This is a genomic window from Streptomyces sp. NPDC091281, from assembly GCF_044757425.1.
Lineage (GTDB): Bacteria > Actinomycetota > Actinomycetes > Streptomycetales > Streptomycetaceae > Streptomyces.
The window spans coordinates 631,725-653,328 of the sequence record NZ_JBIVUY010000001.1 but is presented as its reverse complement, the minus strand read 5'-3'; the positions used below and the strand labels follow the sequence as shown (position 1 = coordinate 653,328).

The following is a 21,604-nucleotide window of genomic DNA, read 5'->3' as shown; positions in this document are numbered from 1 at the left end:
CGTTCGGTGGTCAGCCGAGCGGCTTCATGGCCTGCGACCAGATGTCGTACGGGACGCTCTTGTCGCCCTTTCCGTCGATGCCCTCCAGGGGCAGGGGTTCGAGGCTCTTGGCCAGGTCGATGCGGTAGACGACGACGGCCGTGGACACCGACTTGGCGGTGCCGACGTACCAGGCGGCCTTGTCGTCCTGGGTGGTGCCGGCCTTCCCGGCCACCTTCGCGTCCGCGGGAGCGTCCCCGGGGTGCGCGGTGCGGAAGGAATCGGTGAGGGCGGAGGTGACCGCCCCGGCCGTGTCGGCGTCGAGGGCGCGGCGCGGCTTGGGCTGGTCGAGCGGGAGGCTGGTGCCGTTGTGGGTGATGCGGCGCACCGAGTAGGGCTCGGTGTGGCGGCCCTCGGCGTCGAAGGTGGTGTAGCCGCTGGCCATGCGGATGGCGCTGGGCGTGGAGCTGCCCAGGGAGAGGGCGGGCACCTGGGCGCCGAGGCTGGAGGGGAGCAGGCCGGCGGACTCGGCGGTGGCGCGGACCTTGTCGAGGCCGGTGTCGAGGCCGAGTTGCATGAACGGGGTGTTCACGGAGAGGGCGAGCGCCCGGTGCAGGGAGATCTTCCCGTAGGAGCGGTCGCCGTCGTTGCTGGCGGCGACCTTGCGGCCGCTGCGGTCCCAGTAGGGGCCCTCGGGGGTGGTGACGGGGATGTCGTCGTCGCCGTCGTAGACGGTGTCGCCGGTGACGGGGGTGGCTTCCTCGTCGCGGGTCTTGTGGACGCCGTGCTCCAGTCCGGCCGCGTACACGAAGGGCAGGAACGCGGACCCGGCGGGCACGGTGGTGGCGTTGGACTCGTTGTAGCCCTGGGTGCGGTGGTCGGGGCCGCCGTAGACGGCGACGATCCGCCCGTCGGCGGCGACCGAGGCGGCCCCGTAGTGGGCGGTCCTGCTGTTCTTCGGGTCGTCCTTGACGGCCTTGGCGCGGGCCTTGGTGACGGCGTCGGTGAGTTCCCGTTCGCGGTTCTTGTCGAAGGTCGTGTAGATCTGGTAGCCACCGAGGTCGAAGTCCTTCTCGGGGATGCCCCCGGACTTCTTGGCGTACTGGGCGGCGAGCTGGACCAGGTAGTCGCTCTGTTCACCGGTGTCGTAGAGCGGGTTGGTCTTCAGCGGCTCCGGGAACTTCTTGTACGTGGCGCGTTCGGCCTTGGAGAGCTTGCCGATGTCGACCATGCGGTCCAGGGTCCAGGACCAGCGTTCGACGGCGCGGGCGCGGTTGGTGCCGCTGAGGGTGGGGTCGTAGAGTCCGGCGCCCTTGAGCAGGCCCGCGAGGAAGGCGCCCTCGCTGGCGTTGAGCTGGCTGACGTCCTTGCCGTAGTAGGCCTGGGCGGCGCGCTGGATGCCGTAGGTGCCGCGGCCGAACCAGCTGGTGTTGAGGTAGCCCTCCAGGATGTCGTCCTTGCTCATCTGGTTGTCGAGCTTGAGGGCGATCATGGCCTCGGTGAACTTGCGGCGCAGGGTCTGGCTCTGGTTGAGGTAGACGTTCTTGACGTACTGCTGGGTGATGGTGGAGCCGCCCTGGGTGTCGCCCTGGCCGACGGTGCGGAACAGGGCGCGGCTGATGCCCTTGAAGGAGATGCCGGGGTCGCTGTAGAAGCTGGCGTTCTCGGCGGCGAGGACGGCCCAGCGGACGTCCTCGGGGATGTCCTTCAGCGGCATCGCCTGGCGCTGGACCCAGCCGGTGCGGGCCATGGGGGTGCCGTCGGCCCAGAAGTACACGTTGTCCTGCTGGGTGGCGTAGCTGTTGAGGTTCTGCGGGACGTCGGTCGCGGCGTAGGCGACGACGAGGAACATCGTGCTGAGGCCCAGGGAGGCGAGGACGGCTCCGGCGGACTGCCGCCAGCTCGGTATCCAGCGGCGCCAGTCGGTGCGGCCGGGGCGCGGGTACTGGGGGCGCATCCGGCGCAGGTGGGGCGCGAGGCGGGCGAGGAGCGGGGCGAGGGCCGCGAGCAGGGGGGCGAGGCGGGCGCGGGCGGCGGTGAGGAGGCGGGAACGCAGTGAGGGGCGGAGGGCTTTGCGCCCCTTCCGCCGCTTGTCGGACGTATCCGATATGTGTGATGATGCATCAGAACCGGGTAGGCCGTCGGCGCCGGATATGTCCTCGGTGCCGGGTATGTCGTCCGGTGTCGCGCCAGGTATCCCCTCGGGCGGGACCCTCAGTTGCATGGTCTCGTCCGGCCTGAAGGAAGCCGGGACCTTCAACTGCATGGTCTCGTCCGGCTTCCGCGGTTTCTGGGGCTCCTCCCCCTGCCCCGCCTGGGTCACGACATCTCCCTCCGCACTCGGTTTTGCTCGCGTAGGCAGACGTAAGACGTACGAGGGTCTGACATGGTTGCCGTGGAAACGGCCACAGACCCTGAACCCCCCGGACCTCGCGGTTCATCGCGGCGCTCTCAAATTACCAGCGCCCTTCGCAACTTCTCCACATAGGAAGTCGACAGAAACGCACAGCGGCGAACTCACCGGAACTCCGCCGTCGTGCGCGCGGTCTACCCTGTCGGCATGCCTCGCTACGAATACCGCTGCCGGACCTGCGGCGACACCTTCGAACTGAGCCGCCCCATGGCGGAGTCCTCCGCCCCTGCCGACTGCCCGGCCGGTCACGACGATACGGTCAAACTTCTCTCCACAGTAGCTGTAGGCGGCACCGTTTCCGCCCCCGTGGCCGGAACCGGCGGCGGGGGCGGGGGTGGCGGCTGCTGCGGCGGAGGCTGCTGCGGCTGACCTCCGGGGGGCTGACCTCCGGCTCTAGCGCTCCCGCGCCGCCCGGAGGAACTCGCGCAGGATGCGCTCCCCGGCCAGGACCCCCCGGTCGGGCAGGGCCGTGACGTGCGGGGCCGTCCAGGCGTCCTCGGCCAGTTCGCCGTGGCCGGGGCGCCAGCCCCGGTCGCCCGCGAGCAGCAGATCGGCGTCGAGCAGGGAGTCCCCGGCCGCCAGGGTCAGTTCGGCCCCGGTGCGGCGGGCCAGTTCGCGTACGGCGGCGCTCTTGGTCAGCGGCTTCGGAACGGCGTAGATCTTGCGGCCCTGGAGGGACACCGTCCAGCCGCGGTCCTCCGCCCAGACCGCCAGCTCCTTCACCCACTCCTCGGGCAGCAGCTCGCGCTCCACCACCAGATAGGCGAACAGGTCCTCGGCGACCCGCTGCTTGCGCAGCCACAGCGGGTCCGCCGCGGCCGCCAGGTGTTCCTGGACCTCCGCCAGCGGCGCGCACTCCTCGGCGAGCCGGGCCAGCACCGAGCGGTGCCAGTCCAGGTCGGTGACCCCGTCGACCAGCAGATGGCCGCCGTTGGCGCAGATCGCGTACGTCGACGGCGGGCCCGGCAGGTTGATCCGCTGGTACTGCTTGCGGGTCCGGGTCGTCGTCGGCACGAACACCGCCGCGTCCCCCAGCTCGGTCAGCAGCCGCGCCGCCGTCTCCGTCAGGTAGGACAGCGGACGGCTCTCGTGGACCTCGACGCAGAGCAGCCGGGGCGCCCTCGCGTCGGGCATGGTCAGCGCGAGCGCCGCCGCCGAGTAGATGAGCGTCCGGTCCAGGTCGCTCGCCACCAGTACCGGCATCAGACCGCCACCGCCTTGCCGTCGGCGCCGGTCGCCCCGCGCGTGAACCGCGGGTGGATGAGCCCGACGCACGTGTACGGCAGGTCGTCCACCTCCTCCACCGGCACCCCGCGCTGTTCGGCGAGGAGCCGGACGTGCTTCAGGTCGGCGCCCGCGCCCGACTTGGCCAGGATCTTCCAGGGCACCCGGCGCAGCAGGACGCGGGTGGTCTCGCCGACGCCCGGCTTGACCAGGTTCACGTCGTGGATGCCGTACTCCTCGCTGATCCGCTCGACGGCCGCCCAGCCCGCCCAGGTCGGGGCGCGGTCCCCGGCCAGCAGCTCCTTCACCGTCTCGTCCACGTCCGCCTCGACCTCGGGGAAGCGGGCGGAGACGGCGTCCAGGAAGGCCACCGAGACGTCCGCCCCGGCCAGCTCGCGGTAGAACTTCGCGCCGTGGAAGTCGTCCGGGCCGACCAGGTCGGCCCGCAGCACGGTCCGCGATATCAGGCCCGACACGGTGGAGTTGAGACAGGCCGACGGGATGAGGAAGTCCTCCCGCGTGCCGTACGTCCGCACGCACGAGCCGGGGTCGGCGAGGACCGCGATCTCCGGGTCGAAGCCGGGGGCGCCGCCCGCCGCCTCGAACTCCTCGACGGCCGCGGCGAGTTCGCGGGTGATGGCGCCCTTGCCGGTCCAGCCGTCGACGAAGACGACGTCACGGGGGTCGTGGTGGGCGGCGAGCCAGCGCAGCGCGGTGGCGTCGATGCCCCGGCCGCGCACGATGGACACCGCGTAGTGCGGCAGGTCCAGGCCGTGCCGGTGCGCGGCCCAGCGGCGCATCAGGACCCCGACGGGGGTGCCGGCGCGGGCGAGGGAGACCAGCACGGGGCGCGGGGACCGCTCGGCGATGACGATCTCGGTGACGGCGCCGACGGCGCGGGCGAGGCGGGCGGCGGACTCGTCGAGGGCCTCGTGGAAGAGGGCCTGGTACTGCTCGGTGGGCTGGTACTCCACGGGCAGCGACTCGGCGTAGTGTGCGCCGCCGCTCTGGATGGCCTCCTCGCGCTCCTCGGTCGGCGCCTCCAGCGTGACGTCGGAGAGGTCCTGGAGCAGCCAGCCGACCTCGTCCGGCGCGTACGAGGAGAAGGCGGGTCCACGGAGGGGCTCGGGCAGCATGGCGGGTCTCTCTCCAGGCAAGGCGGCGGCGTACAGCGGCTCGGGGACGTACGAGGGCACGACCGCGAGGCGGACGTGCGGGGTGTGGGCGGCGAGCCGGGCGAGCAGTCCGTCCGGGGCGTGCAGGGCCGGGGTGTCGCCGACGGAGTCGACCACCGCGACGACGGCGTCGAAGCCCGCGCCCGCCACGTTGTAGGCGTAGCGGTCGCCGGGGCCGTCGGCGGGGTCGTCGTGGGCGGGGAAGACCAGGCGGCTGCGGATCGCGTAGCCGGGGTCGTCGACGGCGAGGACGGGCGAGCGGGTGGTGGTGGAGAACCGCACCTCCGCGCCGGCGGCGCCGAGGGTGTCCTCCAGCGCGGCGGCGAGCCTCAGCGGCGCGTACATCAGCTCCTCGGAGCCGAGGACCAGGACCCGGGCGCCGTCGCGGCGGGCGCCGGCGGGCAGGGCCGCGGCGATCCGGGCGGCCATCGCGGGCAGCGCGGCGTCCAGGCGGGCGCGGTGGGCGGGCGTGAAGCCGTGCCGTCCGCCGTCGGGCAGGCCGCGCGGCCAGTCCAGGCCAGTCCGCTCGATCCGTCCGTACGGCGTGTCGTCGCGGGGCGGGGTCTCGTGCCGGGCGACCAGCTCCCGCCCCTTCTCCAGCACGCCGTCCGGGAGGCGGACGGTGCCGGAGGCGGTGGCTATGAGGTCGACGCGGGCGTCTATCTCCTGGGCGAACTCCGCGAGCCGTCCGGCGTCGGCCGGGGAGCGCATGTCGACCAGGGCGACGATCACGTAGCGGCGGCGCGGGTAGCGCTCGTGGAGGTCGCGGATGGTGTTGAGGACGGTGTTGCCGGTGGAGAACTCGTCGTCGACGAGGACGAGCGGGCCGTCCCCGACCAGCAGCGCCGGGTCCTCCGGGAGCAGCAGGTGGGAGGTGGCGTGCGAGTGGGACTCCTCGAAGCCGCCCGCCGCGGCCACTCCGGGCACCGGGCGGCGGGTGGAGTGCAGGCAGGGCGCCACCGCCAGGCCGTCGGCGACGGCGTGGCCGAGGCCGGTCGCGGTCTCCGCGTACCCGAGGACGATCGCGGCGGCGGCCTCCGGGCCGAGCAGGTCGCGGACCCGGCGGCCGAGGGCGAGCCCGTGCCCGTACACCACGGACGGGCGCTGGGGGACGTGCTTGCCGAGCACGTGGGAGACGAGGAGGTGGGCCCGGCGGGGGTTGCGGCGCAGGGCCATCCCGAGCAGGCCGGTCAGGCCGGGGTCGCCGGTCAGCCCGACCCCGAGCCGCTCGGCGACCCAGGACCCGGACCAGACGGCCGCACCGGCACCGGTCCCGTCCGCGCGGTCCGCGCCGCCTCTGCCGGGGGTCCCGGGGGTGCCGTCGGTCCCGTTCACTGCGTTGTTCATACGTCCCTAGGTGGTGGTGAGGAGAGGGGGCGGCGGCGCGTCCGCGGCCCGGCTGCGGCCGGTTCAGGCGGGGATGGCCGCGGCGAGCAGGTCGACGAAGCTCACGTCCTCGTGGGCCACGCCGAAGACCTCGGCGCGCAGCAGCGTGCGCTCCGCCCAGGCCCGGTGCGGCTTCACCTCGTTCATCTTGTTGGTGTACGCCGAGCGCAGCACCCCGCCGCCGCCGCGCTCGGGGCGCAGGATGTCCGCCGCGTCGCTGTACTCCTCGTGGCTGACGACGGACAGCGCGTGCACCGCCGGGACGTGCGAGGGGTGGATGCACGTCTTGCCGAGCAGACCGTTGGCGTGGTCGAGGGAGATCTCGCGCAGCAGTCCGTCCATCGCGTGTTCGATCAGCTTCTCACGCAGTTCGACGGCCTGTCCCTCCAGGAAGGGGCTGTGCCGCAGGAGCGGCTTGAACATGCGCTCCGGGACGCGGAAGTACTCCCAGACGGGGCCGGTGACCGTGAAGCCGGTGCCGTCGGCGCGGCCCAGCATGTTCACCACGTCCGCGATGACGGAGGCGACGATCTGCACGTCGTACGCGGTCATGTCGGGGGCCCGGCGCAGCCCGTAGGAGGAGCAGAAGTCGGTCACGCCGAGGCGCAGGGCGAGGACCCGGTCGCGGTGCTTCTCGACCGCGCGGGCGATGCCCTCCAGGGCGTCGACGCGGGACTCCCGGTACATCAGCTCGGGCGTCTCCAGCACGGGCATCCCGAACAGGCGGCGTCCGCTGGCGGCCTCGGCGCCCGCCAGGGCCTCCAGGAAGGGGATGCCCCGTTCCTCGGTGAACTTGGGGAAGACGAAGCCGCTGAGCAGCCGGACGGCGGGCCCGAGGCGGCCGACGAGGTCGGGGATCTGCTCGGGGGTGCGGACCCGGATGAAGAGCAGCGGGAGCGGGACGCCGGGGCGGGCGGCCAGCTCGGTGAACTGCTGGACGAGGTTCTCCTCGCCGCGCTCGACGTCCTCGTCGCCGATGGAGTCCTCCAGGCAGAGCACCATGGAGACCACGCCCCGCCCGGCCTGCTTGAGGACGTCCTCGGCGAGCCGGGGCCGGGTGGCCGGGCTGTAGAGGGTGGCGCCCAGGGCGGCGGAGAGGATGCGGGCCGGTGAGTCCGCGTCGAAGGAACACGGCTGGCGGTGGAACAGACGCTGACGCACGTCAGGGGCGAGGTGCCCGAAATGACGCATAGATCTCCCCCGTGACGCGAAGTGGCGGTGTGGATGTGCAGATGTACGGCCGGGCCGCTCCCGGACCGGGCCCGGCTCGGCTCGGTCCGGGACGCGGCGCGGTGCGGCTCGGTGCGGCTCCGTGGAATCGACGAGGATTCGGTAAGAGGTGGCCGGTAATAGTACGTAGGGACCCATGTCGGGGGTTCCCGTGAGCCATGAATTTCAGGTAACGACGACGGGGACAGTGGGGCGCGGGCGCACCCGGTCCGGGTCCGGGCGGCCGCCGGTACGGCCGACGGCGACCCGCCTGCCGTGTACCCGCATTGTCGTGAGCAGAACCGAGAAGGCAGGATGAGCGCATGACGCACGCGATGCTGAAGGGGTCGAACGTCCCGCTGAGGACCACCACGGTGCGGGCCGTGCTGCGCTGGACACCCGGACAGGGGGTGCCCGACGTGGACGCCTCCGCGCTGCTGCTCGGCTCCGACGGGCGGGTGCGTTCCGACGAGGACTTCGTCTTCTACAACCAGCCCCGGCACCCCGGCGGGAAGGTCTGGCGGCTCGGCAAGAAGCGCGCTCCGGGGGGTCTGACGGACACGATCCAGACAGATCTGGCCGGGCTGGAGCCCGATGTGAGCCGGATTCTGCTGGTGGCGTCGGCGGACGGCGTCACCTTCGACCGGGTGCGCTCGCTGAGCATCCTGCTGCACGACGCGGCGGACGGCGGGGACAAGCCGCTGGCCAGCTTCGACATCCGGCCGGAGACCGGTGAGGAGACCGCGCTGATCTGCGGCGAGCTGTACCGGCGCGGGGACGGCTGGAAGTTCCGGGCGCTCGGCGAGGGCTACTCCAACGGCCTCAAGGGGCTCGCCACCGACTTCGGCATCTCGGTCGACGAGTCGGAGACCGACGGCGCGGACGCCGGTGCCGCCGGGTCCGGCGAGGCGGGTCCGGGGCGGGCCCAGCCGCTGCCGCCGGAGCAGCCCACCACGGCGGTCCCCCAGCAGGCGCCGGCGGCGTACGGCTTCCCGTCCTCGCTGCCGACGCACGGCTACGGCTACCCGGAGGTCTCCCCGGCCGGCGCGCCCGCCGGGGAGTTCCGGATGCCGCCGCAGGGGCCGCAGTTCATCGGCCGCTGAGCCCGCCCGGGGCTACTTCCCGGCCTTGGCCTTGTAGCCGCGCCCCCACTGGAGGCCCCAGCCGTAGAGGCGGTCCAGCTCGGCCTGGAAGCCGTAGACGAACTTCACCTCGCGGCGGACCATCAGCTCGCCCTTGACGTTCTCGATCATGACGACCGCGCAGGAGCGGGCCTGGGGGTGCCGTTCGTCGAGGCCGATCTCGATGCGCGGCCCGTTGCTCGGGTAGAGCGTGACCATGGCGTGGGTGCGGTCGAAGGCCGGGGTCGCGTCGTAGATGTAGACGAAGACCAGCAGCCGCTTGATGGCCTCGCGGTGGTCCAGGTTGACGTACATCGTCTCGCCGGAGGCCGAGCCGAACCGGTCGTCGCCGCTCAGCTTCACGTACGGCGGGTCGTTGATCTCGCCGAGCAGGCCGCCCAGCGGCTGGACGACGCCCTTGCTGCCGTCCTGGAGTTCGTAGAGACAGCCGAGGTCGAGGTCGACGTTGACCATGCTCTGGCTGTGCCCGACGACCTCCGGGGGGCGCAGCGCCTTGAAGGGGTGGCGCAGCAGGCTCTCGCGCTGGCCGCCGCCGAAGTCGGAGGTCCGCATCCGCCAGGTCAGGTTGACGCGGAGGTGGCCGGTGGCCGCGTCCTGCTGGGTGAGAGAGACCTGGCTGTGCCGTTTCGTCAGTTCGATCGCGTTGCTGGCCGCGCTGCCCGAGTCGAAGTCGGCGGCCCTGCCGGGCCGCAGTCCGTCCAGAAATCCCATTCCCGCCCCCACGTCGCCGTCGTTGTGAATCGTTCCCCCCGCACGAGCGGGGCGGCCGTCGAGGACCTCCTCGACGGCCGCCCCGTTCAGAGCGTTCCCTCCCCGGGGAGGTGGTCACACCCCGGAGGGCACCTCGGCCTTCTCGTCCGAGCCCTGGTCGCCCTCGGTGGCGGCGAGGGCGCGGTTGCGGCGGACGGAGGACCAGAAGGACCAGCCGATCAGGACGACGCCGACCAGGCCCGTGACGACCTCGTTGATCTCGTACTGGATGGTGACGAGGAGGATCACGGCGAGGGCGCCGATGGCGTAGTGCGCGCCGTGCTCCAGGTAGACGTAGTCGTCCAGCGTGCCCTGGCGGACCAGGTACACCGTCAGCGACCGGACGTACATCGCGCCGATGCCCAGGCCCAGCGCCATCAGCACGATGTCGTTGGTGATGGCGAACGCGCCGATGACCCCGTCGAAGGAGAACGAGGCGTCCAGGACCTCCAGGTACAGGAACATGAAGAACGCGGCCTTGCCCGCGAGGAGGACGGCGGACTGCTGCTTCCCGGTCCGCTTGGCCTCCTCCTCGGCCTCGTGCTCCCGTTCCTCCTCTTCTTCGAGTTTGTTCTCGAAGAAGCCGGATAGTCCGCCGACGATCATGTACGTGATGAGGCCGCCGATGCCGGAGAGCAGGACGGTCTCGGCCTTGTCGGCGGGCCCGGCGTGCAGGTGGGCGTGGGTGGCGAAGGTCATCGCGGTGATCAGCAGGACGATCAGGGCGATGCAGACGGACAGCATGTCGACCTTGCCGAGCTTGGCCAGCGGGCGCTCCAGCCAGCCCAGCCACTTGATGTCCCGGTCCTCGAAGATGAAGTCCAGGAAGATCATCAGCAGGAACATGCCACCGAAGGCCGCGATCGCGGGGTGCGCGTCCGTGACCAGTTCCTGGTAGCGGTCCTTGTCGGTGAGGGCGAGGTCGACGGCCTCGATCGGCCCGAGCTGGGCGCTGATCGCGACGATGACGACGGGGAAGACCAGCCGCATGCCGAAGACGGCGATCAGGATGCCGATGGTGAGGAAGATGCGCTGCCAGAAGGCGTTCATCTTCTTCAGGATCCCGGCGTTGACCACCGCGTTGTCGAAGGAGAGCGAGATCTCCAGGATGGAGAGGATCGCCACGATCCCGAAAGCGGTCCACCCCCCGTAGAAGACGGCCGCGACGAGGCCGAGCGCGGTGACCGCGAACGACCAGCCGAAGGTTTTCAGAACCACTGGCTTCCCAATCCTGTCTGGGGGTCCCCCCAAGCGAAGCTCGGGGGGTGGAACATCCCCCGGCCGTACTCGGCTTTACGAAACGTTGACTCCGAAGTCTAGAGCGATGCCGCGCAAGCCGGACGCGTACCCCTGCCCCACGGCCCGGAACTTCCATTCGCCCTGGTAGCGGTAGAGCTCGCCGAAGATCATCGCCGTTTCGGTGGAGGCGTCCTCGCTCAGGTCGTACCGCGCGAGTTCCTGTCCGTCGGCCTGGTTGACGACGCGGATGAAGGCGTTGCTGATCTGGCCGAAGGTCTGGCCGCGTTCGTCGGCGAGGTGGATGGAGACCGGGAAGACGATCTTGTCGCACTGGGCGGGCACCTTGGCCAGGTCGACCAGGAGCGACTCGTCGTCGCCGTCGCCCTCACCGGTGAGGTTGTCGCCGGTGTGCTCGACCGAGCCGTCGGGGCTGGTGAGCTGGTTGTAGAAGACGAACCACTCGTCCCCCATGACCCGGCCCGCGGTGCACAGCAGGGCGCTGGCGTCGAGGTCGAAGGGGGCTCCGGTGGTGGAGCGCGCGTCCCAGCCGAGTCCGATCATCACGTGCGTGAGGTTCGGCGCGACCTTGGACAGGGAGACATTGCCTCCCTTGGCGAGTGTGACGCCCATGTTGCTGGTCCTCCCCTGGGTCGTGCTGCGGTCTGTTTGAGTCCTCGTGCGCGTCCGGCGCCGCCCGTGATCGGTGCGGCGCCGGAACAGGCACGTCGTCGTACGTCCGGGCGGTCCGGACGGCCGGGTCGGCTCAGACGTTGACGCCGAAGTCCTGCGCGATGCCGCGCAGGCCCGAGGCGTACCCCTGGCCGATGGCGCGGAACTTCCACTCCGCGCCGTGCCGGTACAGCTCGCCGAAGACCATGGCGGTCTCGGTCGAGGCGTCCTCGCTGAGGTCGTACCGGGCGATCTCGGCCTCGCCGGCCTGGTTCACCACGCGGATGAACGCGTTGCGGACCTGGCCGAAGGACTGCTGGCGGTTCTCGGCGTCGTAGATGGAGACCGGGAAGACGATCTTCTCGATCTCGGCGGGCACCGCCGCGAGGTTGACCTTGATCTGCTCGTCGTCGCCCTCGCCCTCACCGGTGATGTTGTCGCCGGTGTGCTCGACGGAGCCGTCGGGGCTCTTGAGGTTGTTGAAGAAGACGAAGTTGGCGTCGCTGGACACCTTGCCGGTGTTGGTCAGCAGCAGTGCGCTCGCGTCCAGGTCGAAGTCGGTGCCGGTCGTGGTGCGCACGTCCCACCCCAGACCGACGATGACCGCGGTGAGGCCGGGGGCCTCCTTGGTCAGCGAAACGTTGCCGCCCTTGCTGAGGCTGACTCCCACGAAGTCCTCCAATGGTGTCCGGGGGCGGGAGCCCCCTCGTGCGTCGGATATCGGATCAACGAGTCGATCCTAGTGACGGGTTCCCGCACCCCGCAGGCCCTGGGCGCCGAAGAAACCGGAGAACACCCGGGAAGACCGGGGAAACACCGGCGGGGCGTGGTGCGGCCCGGTGCGGCTCAGAGGGCGTCGAGGGCCGTGACGTACTGGTCGAGGTCGCGGGCGTCGGGCAGGCCGTTGACGATCGTCCAGCGGACCACGCCCTCCTTGTCGATGACGAAGGTGCCGCGCACCGCGCAGCCCTTGTCCTCGGCGAAGACGCCGTAGGCGCGGGAGACCTCGCCGTGCGGCCAGAAGTCGCTGAGCAGCGGGTACTCCAGGCCCTCCTGCTCGGCGAAGACGCGCAGGGTGGGGACGGAGTCGTTGGACACGGCGAGCACCTGGGTGTCGCGGTCGGAGAACCGCGGCAGGTTGTCGCGGACCTCGCACAGCTCCCCGGTGCACACGCCGGTGAAGGCGAACGGGTAGAAGAGCAGCACGACGTTCTGCTCGCCGCGGAAGTCGGACAGCTTCACGGACCGGCCGTGGTTGTCCTTGAGGTCGAAGTCGGGTGCCTTGTCGCCGACCTGGATCGCCATCGTCGGTGAGCCCTTCCTGGGATGCGCTGCGCGGTGTGCGCCGGACGCGCCGTGCACGCCGGGTGCGCCGGGCGGACGCGTCGGAGCCGGTTGCGGCATCCGGGTGAGGACGCCGGGACCAGCCTACGCAGCGGCGCCCCTCGTGCGCGGACGGGCCGACCGGGGTGGTCGGCCCGTCCGCGCACGCCGGGGTCACGTCCCGGGCTTCCGGGTCACTTCTTGGACTTCGCGGCCTTGGGCGTCACCAGCCGGCTGCCGCTCCAGTCCTTGCCCACACTGACGCTCTTGCTGGCCGACAGACCCGCTGTCGTCGAGGCTTCGGAGATGTCGCTCGGCTCCACGTACCCCGTCCGGCCGGTCTTCGGCGTGAGGAGGAGGATCGAGCCGCCTTCTTCGATGTACGTGGTGGCGTCCACCAGCGCATCCGTCAGGTCACCGTCCTCGTCGCGGAACCAGAGCACCACGGCGTCGGCGACGTCGTCGTAGTCCTCGTCCACCAGGTCGCTGCCGATGACTTCCTCGATGGACTCGCGGAGCTCCTGATCGACGTCGTCGTCGTAGCCGATCTCCTGGACCACCTGCTCGGGCTGGAACCCCAGCCTGACGGCAGGGCTCGTCCGCTCCTCCGCGTGGTCCGCGGTCGCGCTCACGGGTTGCCTCCTGATCATGTTTCGGGAATAACTCAGCCACGCGCGTGCGCGAAGCATTGGCCGTAGTCCACACGGGCGGGACGGATCGCGCAAGTACCCGGCGGTTCAGACCGCCGAAACGGTGACGATCCTGGCCGTGTCGCCGCAACTCCAGGCATGCGAATCCGGTGCCAATCCGGGACAAAAAGCCATCAAGAGTGACACGCACCACTCCCATCTGCCCCGTTTGCGCGTTTGGGAACCATCCTGGGGTACGAGATTCGAACAGGTACCGGTTACCTCACAGTAGAGATGACGTGGGCGGCCCCGAGGTACACGATGGGATCGCCTCACCGCCCCACGACCAAGCCCGACCCGCCCCACCCGTGTCACCGCCCCACAGCCCTCTGACAGGTAAGGACCACCAGCGTGGCTTCCGGATTCGATCGCAACCCGATCATCATTGGCGGCCTTCCGAGTCAGGTTCCTGACTTCGATCCCGAGGAGACCCGGGAGTGGCTCGACTCCCTGGACGCCGCCGTCGACGAGCGCGGCCGGGAGCGGGCCCGCTACCTTATGCTGCGCCTGATCGAGCGGGCCCGCGAGAAGCGCGTGGCCGTGCCCGAGATGCGCAGCACGGACTACGTCAACACGATCCCCACCCGTGCCGAGCCGTTCTTCCCGGGCAACGAGGAGATCGAGCGCCGCATCCTGAACGCGACCCGCTGGAACGCGGCCGTGATGGTCTCGCGCGCCCAGCGGCCCGGCATCGGCGTCGGCGGCCACATCGCGACCTTCGCCTCCTCCGCCTCCCTGTACGACGTGGGCTTCAACCACTTCTTCCGCGGCAAGGACGAGGGCGACGGCGGCGACCAGGTCTTCTTCCAGGGCCACGCCTCCCCCGGCATCTACGCCCGCGCGTTCCTGCTGGACCGGCTGGACGAGGGCAACCTCGACGCGTTCCGCCAGGAGAAGTCGAAGGTGCCGTACGGGCTCTCCTCGTACCCGCACCCGCGGCTGATGCCGGACTTCTGGGAGTTCCCGACCGTGTCGATGGGGCTCGGCCCGATCGGCGCGATCTACCAGGCGCGGATGAACCGCTACATGCACGCGCGCGGCATCGCGGACACCTCGAAGTCGCACGTGTGGGCGTTCCTCGGCGACGGCGAGATGGACGAGCCGGAGTCGCTCGGCCAGCTGACGATCGCCGCCCGCGAGGGCCTGGACAACCTCACCTTCGTCGTCAACTGCAACCTCCAGCGGCTCGACGGGCCGGTGCGCGGCAACGGCAAGGTTATCCAGGAGCTGGAGTCGGTGTTCCGGGGCGCCGGGTGGAACGTGATCAAGCTGATCTGGGACCGGAGCTGGGACCCGCTGCTCGCGCAGGACCGCGACGGCATCCTCGTCAACCGGATGAACACCACCCCGGACGGCCAGTTCCAGACGTACGCCACCGAGTCCGGCGCGTACATCCGCGACCACTTCTTCGGCGACGACCAGCGGCTGCGGGCCATGGTCGAGGGCATGAGCGACGACCAGATCCTGCACCTGGGGCGCGGCGGGCACGACCACCGCAAGATCTACGCCGCGTTCAAGGCGGCCGTGGAGCACACCGGGCAGCCGACGGTGATCCTCGCCAAGACGGTGAAGGGCTGGACGCTGGGGCCGAACTTCGAGGGCCGCAACGCCACGCACCAGATGAAGAAGCTGACGGTCGACGACCTCAAGGGCTTCCGCGACCGGCTCCACCTGCCGATCTCCGACCGCGAGCTGGAGTCCGGCGCGCCGCCGTACTTCCACCCGGGGCGCGACTCCGAGGAGATCCAGTACATGCACGACCGGCGCCAGGGCCTGGGCGGCTACGTCCCGACCCGCGTCGTGCGCGCGAAGCCGCTGGCGCTGCCCGAGGACAAGACGTACGCGAGTGTGAAGAAGGGCTCCGGGCAGCAGTCGATCGCCACCACCATGGCCTTCGTGCGACTGCTCAAGGACCTCATGCGGGACAAGGAACTCGGCCGCCGGTTCGTGCTGATCGCACCGGACGAGTACCGCACCTTCGGCATGGACTCATTCTTCCCGAGCGCGAAGATCTACAACCCGCTGGGCCAGCAGTACGAGTCGGTCGACCGGGAGCTGCTGCTCGCCTACAAGGAGTCCCCGACCGGCCAGATGCTCCACGACGGCATCTCGGAGGCGGGCTGCACGGCCTCGCTGATCGCGGCGGGCTCGGCGTACGCCACCCACGGCGAGCCGCTGATCCCGGTGTACGTCTTCTACTCGATGTTCGGTTTCCAGCGGACCGGCGACCAGTTCTGGCAGATGTCGGACCAGTTGGCGCGCGGTTTCGTGCTCGGCGCGACCGCCGGGCGGACGACGCTGACCGGTGAGGGGCTCCAGCACGCGGACGGCCACTCCCAGCTGCTCGCCTCGACCAACCCGGGCTGTGTCGCCTACGACCCGGCGTTCGGCTTCGAGATCGCGCACATCGTCCAGGACGGCCTGCGCCGGATGTACGGCCCGGACAGCGAGGACGTCTTCTACTACCTGACCGTCTACAACGAGCCGATCCGGCACCCGGCCGAGCCGGAGGGCGTGGACGTCGAGGGCATCCTCAAGGGCGTGTACCGCTTCAGCGAGGGCACCGGCGGCGCGATCCCGGCGCAGATCCTCGCCTCGGGCGTGGCCGTGCCGTGGGCGGTCGAGGCGCAGCGCATCCTCGCCGAGGAGTGGAACGTGCGCGCCGACGTCTGGTCGGCGACCTCCTGGAACGAGCTGCGCCGGGAGGCCGTCGAGGTCGAGCGGCACAACCTGCTCCACCCGGAGGAGGAGCAGCGGGTCCCGTACGTGACGCGGAAGCTGTCCGGGGCGGAGGGGCCGTTCGTGGCCGTCTCCGACTGGATGCGGTCGGTGCCGGACCAGATCGCCCGCTGGGTGCCGGGGGCCTACCAGTCGCTGGGCGCGGACGGGTTCGGCTTCGCCGACACCCGCGGGGCGGCCCGGCGGTTCTTCCACATCGACGCCGAGTCGGTGGTGCTGGCGGTGCTGACCGAGCTGGCCAAGGAGGGCAAGGTCGACCGGTCCGCGCTCAAGCAGGCCATCGACCGCTACCAGCTGCTCGACGTGGCGGCGGCCGACCCGGGGGCGGCGGGCGGCGACGCCTGAGACCTCGTACGGCGGCGGCCGGGCGTCCCCTCGGGGGTGCCCGGCCGCTCCGTCTTTCCACGGCGCCTTTCTACGATGTGCGCCATGCGGCAGGAACAGACGGAAGCTGAGGCCCCGGAGGCACCGAGCGCGGCGCGGGCACCGGCGCGGGCGCGGTGGGAGCGGCGGACGCAGCGCCCGCTGCTGGCCCTCGCGGTGGTGTTCGCCGTCGCGTACGCGGTGCCGATCGTCGACCCGACGGCGGCCCGCACACTGACGGCCGTCTGCGCGGGGGTGGAGTGGCTGGTGTGGGCGGCCTTCGCCGCGGACTACGGCGTCCGGCTGGCGCTGTCCGAGGACCGGTGGGGGTTCGTGCGCTCGCGCTGGCTGGACCTGTGCGCGGTGGCGCTGCCGCTGCTCCAGCCGCTGAAGCTGCTGCGGCTGGTGTCGACGCTGCTGCTGGTCGGGCAGCGGGCCCGGATGGCCTCCCAGATACGCGTCACGACGTATGTCGCCGGGGCGGTGGTGGGGCTGCTGATGTTCGGTTCGCTGGCCGTGCTGTCGGTCGAGCGGGAGGCGCCGGACGGGAACATCCGCACACTGGGTGACGCCCTGTGGTGGTCGTTCACCACGATGACGACGGTCGGCTACGGCGACCACGCCCCGACCACCGGCCTGGGCCGTCTGATCGCCGTCGGCCTGATGCTCTCCGGGATCGCCCTGCTCGGTGTGGTGACCGCGAACATCGCGGCCTGGTTCATCGAACGGTTCGAGAAGGACGACGCGGAGGAGCGTGAGCAGACGGAGGCGATCCGGCTGCTCACGCAGGAAGTACGCGCCCTGCGCGCCGAGGTGGCCGCCCTGCGGGAGAGCGGGCCCCCGGCGCCGCGGGACGCCGCCGTACGGACCGGGCCGTAGGCGGGATCTGACGCCGTGCGGGCGGGGTCTGACGCCGTGCGGGCGGGGTCGGGCCGGCCGGGCCGGGGTCGCCGCCCGGCCCGCGTCGGTGCCGGGTCGGGCGGGGGCCTCGGTCAGGCCAGGCCGTAGCCCGTGCCCAGGGCGCCTGCCAGCCAGAGGACGGCGAGCAGGGTGTCGATCGCGCCGAGGACGACGGCGACCAGGGCCGGGACCGGGCGGGGGCCCGTCCAGGTGCGGCCCATGGCCAGCCAGCCGCAGACGACCGCCGCGGGCCCGAGCACGATGCCCAGGACGAAGAATCCGGCGATCGCGCAGACCAGGCCGATGATGCCGAGCGTCGCGCTGTCCGGCCCGGTCCGTGACCACGTCCGGCCACGTGAGCGGGGGTTCCCGCGCGTTCCGTGCTGAAAGCCCGCCATCGTCAACTCCCTCTTCACCGGGGCTGCTTCGATGGTTCGGGTACCCCCTGTGCGGCGGCTATGCCCCCGCCGGACCGGGCCGTCGGCGCGCCGTCCCCCTCCGGCAGCGCGCCGCAGCCCGGTCCGCCCTCTTCTGCGGAGGGCTTGACCCACTGTGACCTGCGGCGCGTGCCGGTGGCGAGAAACCTTTAGCTTTCTCACCCTGATAGGGGAATCTCGTTGACGTTCCGTCAGATGTGGCCGACCGCGGCGCCCGCCTCGGCGTTGGCGCCGCGCTTGGTGAGGAAGGCGACGAAGACGGCGACCACCGCGACCCCGGCCGCGACCAGCGAGGCCAGGCTCATCCCGGAGATGAAGGTGTCGTGGGCGACGTCCGTGATCTTCGCGGCGATCTCCGCCGGGGTGTCCGGCGCGACCGGCGCGACACCGACCTGGACCGCCTCTGACGCCTGGTGCTGCTGCTCCGGGGTGAGCGGGGGCAGACCCGCGTCCGCCCAGTTCCCGGCGAGGTCGCTGTCGACCTTGGAGGCCATCACGGCGCCCAGCACGGCCGTACCGAGGCTGCCGCCGATCTGCATCGCGGCCTGCTGGAGACCACCGGCCACACCGGACAGCTCCATCGGCGCGTTGCCGACGATGACCTCGGTGGCGCCGACCATGACCGGGGCGAGACCGAAGCCGAGCAGGGCGAACCAGATCGACATCAGGCCGCTGCCGGTGTCCTTGTCCAGGGTGGACATGCCGTACATCGCGATCGCGGTGGCCGCCATGCCTCCGGCCAGCGGGAGCCGCGGGCCGAACTTGGTGATCGCCGCGCCCGCGAGCGGGGAGCCGACGATCATCATGCCGGTGAGCGGGAGCAGGTGCAGGCCCGCGTCGATGGGGCTCATGCCGTGCACGTTCTGGAGGTAGAACGTCACGAAGAAGAGGCCGCCCATGAAGGCGATGGCCATCAGGACCATCAGCACCACACCCGCCGACAGCGGCACCGAGCGGAACAGGCCCAGCGGGATCAGCGGCTCCTTGACCTTGGTCTCCCAGGACGCGAACGCCCCGAACAGCACCATGGAACCGACGAGGAACGCCCAGGTCCGGCCGTCGCCCCAGCCCCACTCGGGCGCCTTGATCAGGGCCCAGACCAGGCAGAACATCGCGCCCGAGAGCAGCGCGATGCCGGGTATGTCGAAGGAGCGCGGGGCGTTCTCGGCGCGGTGGTCGAGGAGGATGAACGCGCCGAGGGCGACGGCGACGACACCGACCGGGACGTTGATGAAGAACACCGACTGCCAGCTGACGTGCTCGACGAGGACACCGCCGAGGATCGGGCCGCCCGCGGTGGAGGCGCCGATGACCATGCCCCAGATGCCGATCGCCATGTTCAGCTTCTCGGCCGGGAACGTCGCGCGCAGCAGACCCAGCGCGGCGGGCATGAGCAGCGCGCCGAACAGGCCCTGGAAGACCCGGAAGGTGACGACCAGGCCGATGCTGTCGGAGAGGCCGATCGCCCCGGAGGCGGCGGCGAAGCCGACGACGCCGATGAGGAAGGTCTGGCGGTGCCCGAACCGGTCACCGAGCTTGCCCGCGGTGATCAGGGAGACCGCGAGGGCGAGGAAGTAGGCGTTCGTGATCCACTGCACCTGGGCGAAGGTCGCCCCCAGGTCGCTGGCGATCGCGGGGTTGGCGATGGCCACGATCGTGCCGTCCAGGGCCACCATCATGACCCCGACGGCGACGGTGATGAGCGTGAACCACGGATGGCCGCGCAGCCCCTTGGCCGGAGGCTGGTCGGACGGGGCGGACGGCGCCTTGTCCGCCGGTCCCGTCGTGTCGACGGTGGTCTGACTAGTCATACGGGCGAGGCTAGTGACAGCGACTGACACTTGACAAACCTTTTCGCCGGTCGCTACCCAGCACGTGACGCACGGAACACAGGAGAGAGAACGCCATGAAGACGGCGCCCCCGACGGGCCTGCGCGAGCGGAAGAAACAGCGCACGCGGGAGGAGTTGCTGCGGGCCGCCGTCCACCTGTTCACCTCGCAGGGGTACGAGCGGACGACGGTCGACGAGATCGCCGCCGCGGTGGACGTCTCGCAGCGCACCTTCTTCCGTTACTACGCGGGCAAGGAGGACGTGGCCCTCGCCCTGGAGGGCGTCACAGTGGCCCGGTTCGTCGAGGCGGTGCGCGCCCGCCCGGCCGCCGAACCGCCGCTGGAGGCGCTGCGCCAGGCGGTCCTGGAGGGCTGGACGTCGCTGCACGAGGCGATCGAGTCGGTCGTCTCGGTCGACCTGTACCTGCGGATGTACCGGGTGATCGAGTCGACGCCGGTGCTGCTCGCCGCCCATCTGCGGCGCTCGGCGGAGACCGAGGAGGCGCTGGCGCGGGTGCTGGCCGAGCGGGAGGGCCTGGACGTGGACGCCGATCCGCGGCCCCGGCTGGCGGTGGCGGTCTTCGGCGGGGTGATGCGGGTGACGGAGCGGCTCTGGAGCCGGGGCACGGTCGCCGGGGTGGCGGAGATGCGGGAGCTGACCGCGCGCCATCTCGACCTGGTGGGTCCGGCGCTGCTGGGGTCGTGGCGCTGAGAGAACTGGGGTCGTGGCGCTGAGAGAAGAGGGCGGGGGAGGCGCCGCGGGGGCCGCGCTGCGGCGCGAACGCCGTCAACCAATTCGTATGACCATCACCACGCTTGCTGAAACGTGATCCCCGTCACTGTCGCCACCCGAGACCTTCCCGTTCTCCTAGTGTGTCCTCCCAGTGACTTCTTTCGACACCTCCCCGCAACTGACGCAGCAGCTGACCCAGCTGAACGTCTGGCGCGCCCTGCTCGCGCTGACCGTGGTCTTCCTGATGCTGGCCACCACCGGCTGGACCACCGTCCGCCAGCACCGGGAGGCCACCGCCCTCCAGGCCTCGCTCTCCGCCTGGGAGCACGGCCGGATCGGCGGACGGCCGCTGCCCGACCCGCACACGGCCGCCACCCGCCTCACCCGCTTCTTCGCCGCCCTCACCCCGCTCCAGCGCACCGACCTCGCCCAGCGCTACCCCCTCGCCGTCGGCAACATGAACGGCGCCCCCGCCGCGCTGCGCTACCGCGCCAACCGGCTCGCCCTGCACGAGCAGATCACGGTCGAGCGCGCCCGGATGCGCGACGAGCGGCTCTCCCCCGCCGGACAGCACGAGGCCGGCCGGCGCATGCACCGCTTCGAGGCGATGAGCGACGCCCGCCGGCAGATCCTCGCCTTCGACCCGGAGGGCACCGGCCGCGCCGCGGAGGTCTTCGGCGACCTCGACCGCGCCACCCGGATCTCCGTCGTCGTCCCCGGCGTCGACACCGCGCTGCTCACCTTCCAGCGCACCGAGCGCAAGTACACCGCGCCCGTCGGCATGGCCGAGGCCCTCTACGCCGCCGAGCGCGACGTACGCCCCCGCACCCGGACCGCCGTGATCGCCTGGGCCGACTACACCGCGCCCGCCGGACTCGGCATCGACTCGGCCACCGCGATGCGCGCCGAATACGGGGCCGTACGCCTGAACGCCCTGGTCCGCGCGCTGCCCGGCGTCACGCCCGTCTCGCTGTTCTGCCACAGCTACGGCTCGGTGGTGTGCGGGATCGCCGCCCGCTCCCTGCCCGACCGGGTCGCCGACATCGCCGTGGCGGGCAGCCCCGGCATGCGTGTCGAGAAGGCCGAGCACCTGCACACCGCCGCCCGGGTGTGGGCCATGCGCGACGCCGACGACTGGGTGCAGGACGTGCCCTACCTGGAACTCGGCGGCCTCGGCCACGGCGAGGACCCGGTGTCCGCCGGGTTCGGCGCGCGCGTGCTGTCGGCCCGCGAGGCGCGCGGCCACGCCGGGTACTTCGAGCCCGGCACCGACAGCCTCCGCAACTTCGCCGGGATCGGCACCGGCGCGTACCGCTCGGTGCGCTGCGCCGACAGGGACGGCGGCTGCCGGGAGGGTTTGTCCGACACGATGACGGCCGGACGCGCGTAGAGGCGCAGGAATTG

18 protein-coding genes are annotated in these 21,604 nt (G+C 71.3%); 6 read left to right on the top strand and 12 right to left on the bottom strand.

From position 1 onward, the window contains the following. Nucleotides 1-10 precede the first annotated feature (10 nt). Entirely contained in the window at nt 11-2,245 is a 2,235-nt protein-coding gene (locus tag ACIQPQ_RS02810; RefSeq protein WP_401299601.1) for a transglycosylase domain-containing protein, read from the bottom strand. A gap of 294 nt (nt 2,246-2,539) precedes the next feature. Between ACIQPQ_RS02810 and ACIQPQ_RS02805 the strand changes: the two genes are divergently transcribed. Beyond that, entirely contained in the window at nt 2,540-2,761 is a 222-nt protein-coding gene (locus ACIQPQ_RS02805; RefSeq protein WP_383771307.1) for a zinc ribbon domain-containing protein, read from the top strand. Between the two features lie 24 nt (nt 2,762-2,785). Here the strand turns inward: ACIQPQ_RS02805 and ACIQPQ_RS02800 are convergent, their stop codons facing one another. From ACIQPQ_RS02800 to ACIQPQ_RS02790, 3 genes are all read right to left on the bottom strand, one after another. Beyond that, complete coding sequence (locus ACIQPQ_RS02800; protein ID WP_383771304.1) at nt 2,786-3,595, bottom strand: HAD family hydrolase; 810 nt, start codon at nt 3,593-3,595, stop codon at nt 2,786-2,788. After that, nucleotides 3,595-6,138 (bottom strand): phosphoribosyltransferase, encoded by a 2,544-nt coding sequence (locus ACIQPQ_RS02795; RefSeq protein ID WP_401298827.1) that lies wholly within the window; start codon nt 6,136-6,138, stop codon nt 3,595-3,597. The genes ACIQPQ_RS02800 and ACIQPQ_RS02795 overlap by 1 nt, the downstream gene beginning before the upstream one ends. Nucleotides 6,139-6,201: 63 nt before the next feature. Beyond that, nucleotides 6,202-7,368, bottom strand: coding sequence for an HpcH/HpaI aldolase/citrate lyase family protein (locus ACIQPQ_RS02790; protein ID WP_401298825.1), 1,167 nt, complete (start codon nt 7,366-7,368; stop codon nt 6,202-6,204). 341 nt (nt 7,369-7,709) lie between these two features. Between ACIQPQ_RS02790 and ACIQPQ_RS02785 the strand changes: the two genes are divergently transcribed. Further along, nucleotides 7,710-8,489, top strand: coding sequence for a TerD family protein (locus ACIQPQ_RS02785; RefSeq protein ID WP_401298822.1), 780 nt, complete (start codon nt 7,710-7,712; stop codon nt 8,487-8,489). Nucleotides 8,490-8,501: 12 nt separating this feature from the next. Here the strand turns inward: ACIQPQ_RS02785 and ACIQPQ_RS02780 are convergent, their stop codons facing one another. From ACIQPQ_RS02780 to ACIQPQ_RS02755, 6 genes are all read right to left on the bottom strand, one after another. Then, nucleotides 8,502-9,239: a Tellurium resistance gene (locus ACIQPQ_RS02780; protein WP_401298820.1), complete on the bottom strand. Its 738-nt coding sequence runs from the start codon at nt 9,237-9,239 to the stop codon at nt 8,502-8,504. A gap of 114 nt (nt 9,240-9,353) precedes the next feature. Next, the gene (locus tag ACIQPQ_RS02775; RefSeq protein WP_401298817.1) at nt 9,354-10,496 is read right to left on the bottom strand and encodes a DUF475 domain-containing protein; all 1,143 of its coding nucleotides are present in this window, start codon (nt 10,494-10,496) and stop codon (nt 9,354-9,356) included. A 75-nt stretch (nt 10,497-10,571) separates the two neighbouring features. Then, complete coding sequence (locus ACIQPQ_RS02770) at nt 10,572-11,147, bottom strand: TerD family protein (RefSeq protein WP_401298815.1); 576 nt, start codon at nt 11,145-11,147, stop codon at nt 10,572-10,574. 133 nt (nt 11,148-11,280) lie between these two features. Then, the gene (locus ACIQPQ_RS02765; protein ID WP_383782687.1) at nt 11,281-11,856 is read right to left on the bottom strand and encodes a calcium homeostasis/redox stress adaptation protein; all 576 of its coding nucleotides are present in this window, start codon (nt 11,854-11,856) and stop codon (nt 11,281-11,283) included. A 176-nt stretch (nt 11,857-12,032) separates the two neighbouring features. Further along, nucleotides 12,033-12,491, bottom strand: a complete 459-nt coding sequence (locus ACIQPQ_RS02760) for a peroxiredoxin (protein ID WP_383782689.1) — start codon at nt 12,489-12,491, stop codon at nt 12,033-12,035. A gap of 212 nt (nt 12,492-12,703) precedes the next feature. Continuing rightward, nucleotides 12,704-13,141 (bottom strand): DUF3052 domain-containing protein, encoded by a 438-nt coding sequence (locus tag ACIQPQ_RS02755; RefSeq protein ID WP_266396452.1) that lies wholly within the window; start codon nt 13,139-13,141, stop codon nt 12,704-12,706. A 408-nt stretch (nt 13,142-13,549) separates the two neighbouring features. On the opposite strand from ACIQPQ_RS02755, the gene aceE reads away from it, so the two are divergent. Both aceE and ACIQPQ_RS02745 read left to right on the top strand, forming a co-directional pair. Next, the gene (gene aceE / locus ACIQPQ_RS02750) at nt 13,550-16,282 is read left to right on the top strand and encodes a pyruvate dehydrogenase (acetyl-transferring), homodimeric type (protein ID WP_401298811.1); all 2,733 of its coding nucleotides are present in this window, start codon (nt 13,550-13,552) and stop codon (nt 16,280-16,282) included. An 84-nt stretch (nt 16,283-16,366) separates the two neighbouring features. Further along, nucleotides 16,367-17,179 (top strand): potassium channel family protein, encoded by an 813-nt coding sequence (locus tag ACIQPQ_RS02745; protein WP_401298808.1) that lies wholly within the window; start codon nt 16,367-16,369, stop codon nt 17,177-17,179. A gap of 113 nt (nt 17,180-17,292) precedes the next feature. On the opposite strand, the gene ACIQPQ_RS02740 is transcribed toward ACIQPQ_RS02745, so the two are convergent. Further along, entirely contained in the window at nt 17,293-17,598 is a 306-nt protein-coding gene (locus ACIQPQ_RS02740) for a small hydrophobic protein (RefSeq protein WP_401298805.1), read from the bottom strand. Between the two features lie 230 nt (nt 17,599-17,828). Next, nucleotides 17,829-19,448, bottom strand: a complete 1,620-nt coding sequence (locus tag ACIQPQ_RS02735) for an MFS transporter (protein ID WP_401298802.1) — start codon at nt 19,446-19,448, stop codon at nt 17,829-17,831. A 95-nt stretch (nt 19,449-19,543) separates the two neighbouring features. Between ACIQPQ_RS02735 and ACIQPQ_RS02730 the strand changes: the two genes are divergently transcribed. Then, nucleotides 19,544-20,179 carry a TetR family transcriptional regulator gene (locus tag ACIQPQ_RS02730; RefSeq protein ID WP_401298799.1) on the top strand — a complete coding sequence of 212 codons (636 nt, stop codon included), beginning with the start codon at nt 19,544-19,546 and terminating at the stop codon, nt 20,177-20,179. Nucleotides 20,180-20,351: 172 nt separating this feature from the next. Further along, the gene (locus ACIQPQ_RS02725) at nt 20,352-21,590 is read left to right on the top strand and encodes an alpha/beta hydrolase (RefSeq protein ID WP_401298797.1); all 1,239 of its coding nucleotides are present in this window, start codon (nt 20,352-20,354) and stop codon (nt 21,588-21,590) included. The last annotated feature ends 14 nt before the right edge of the window (nt 21,591-21,604 follow it).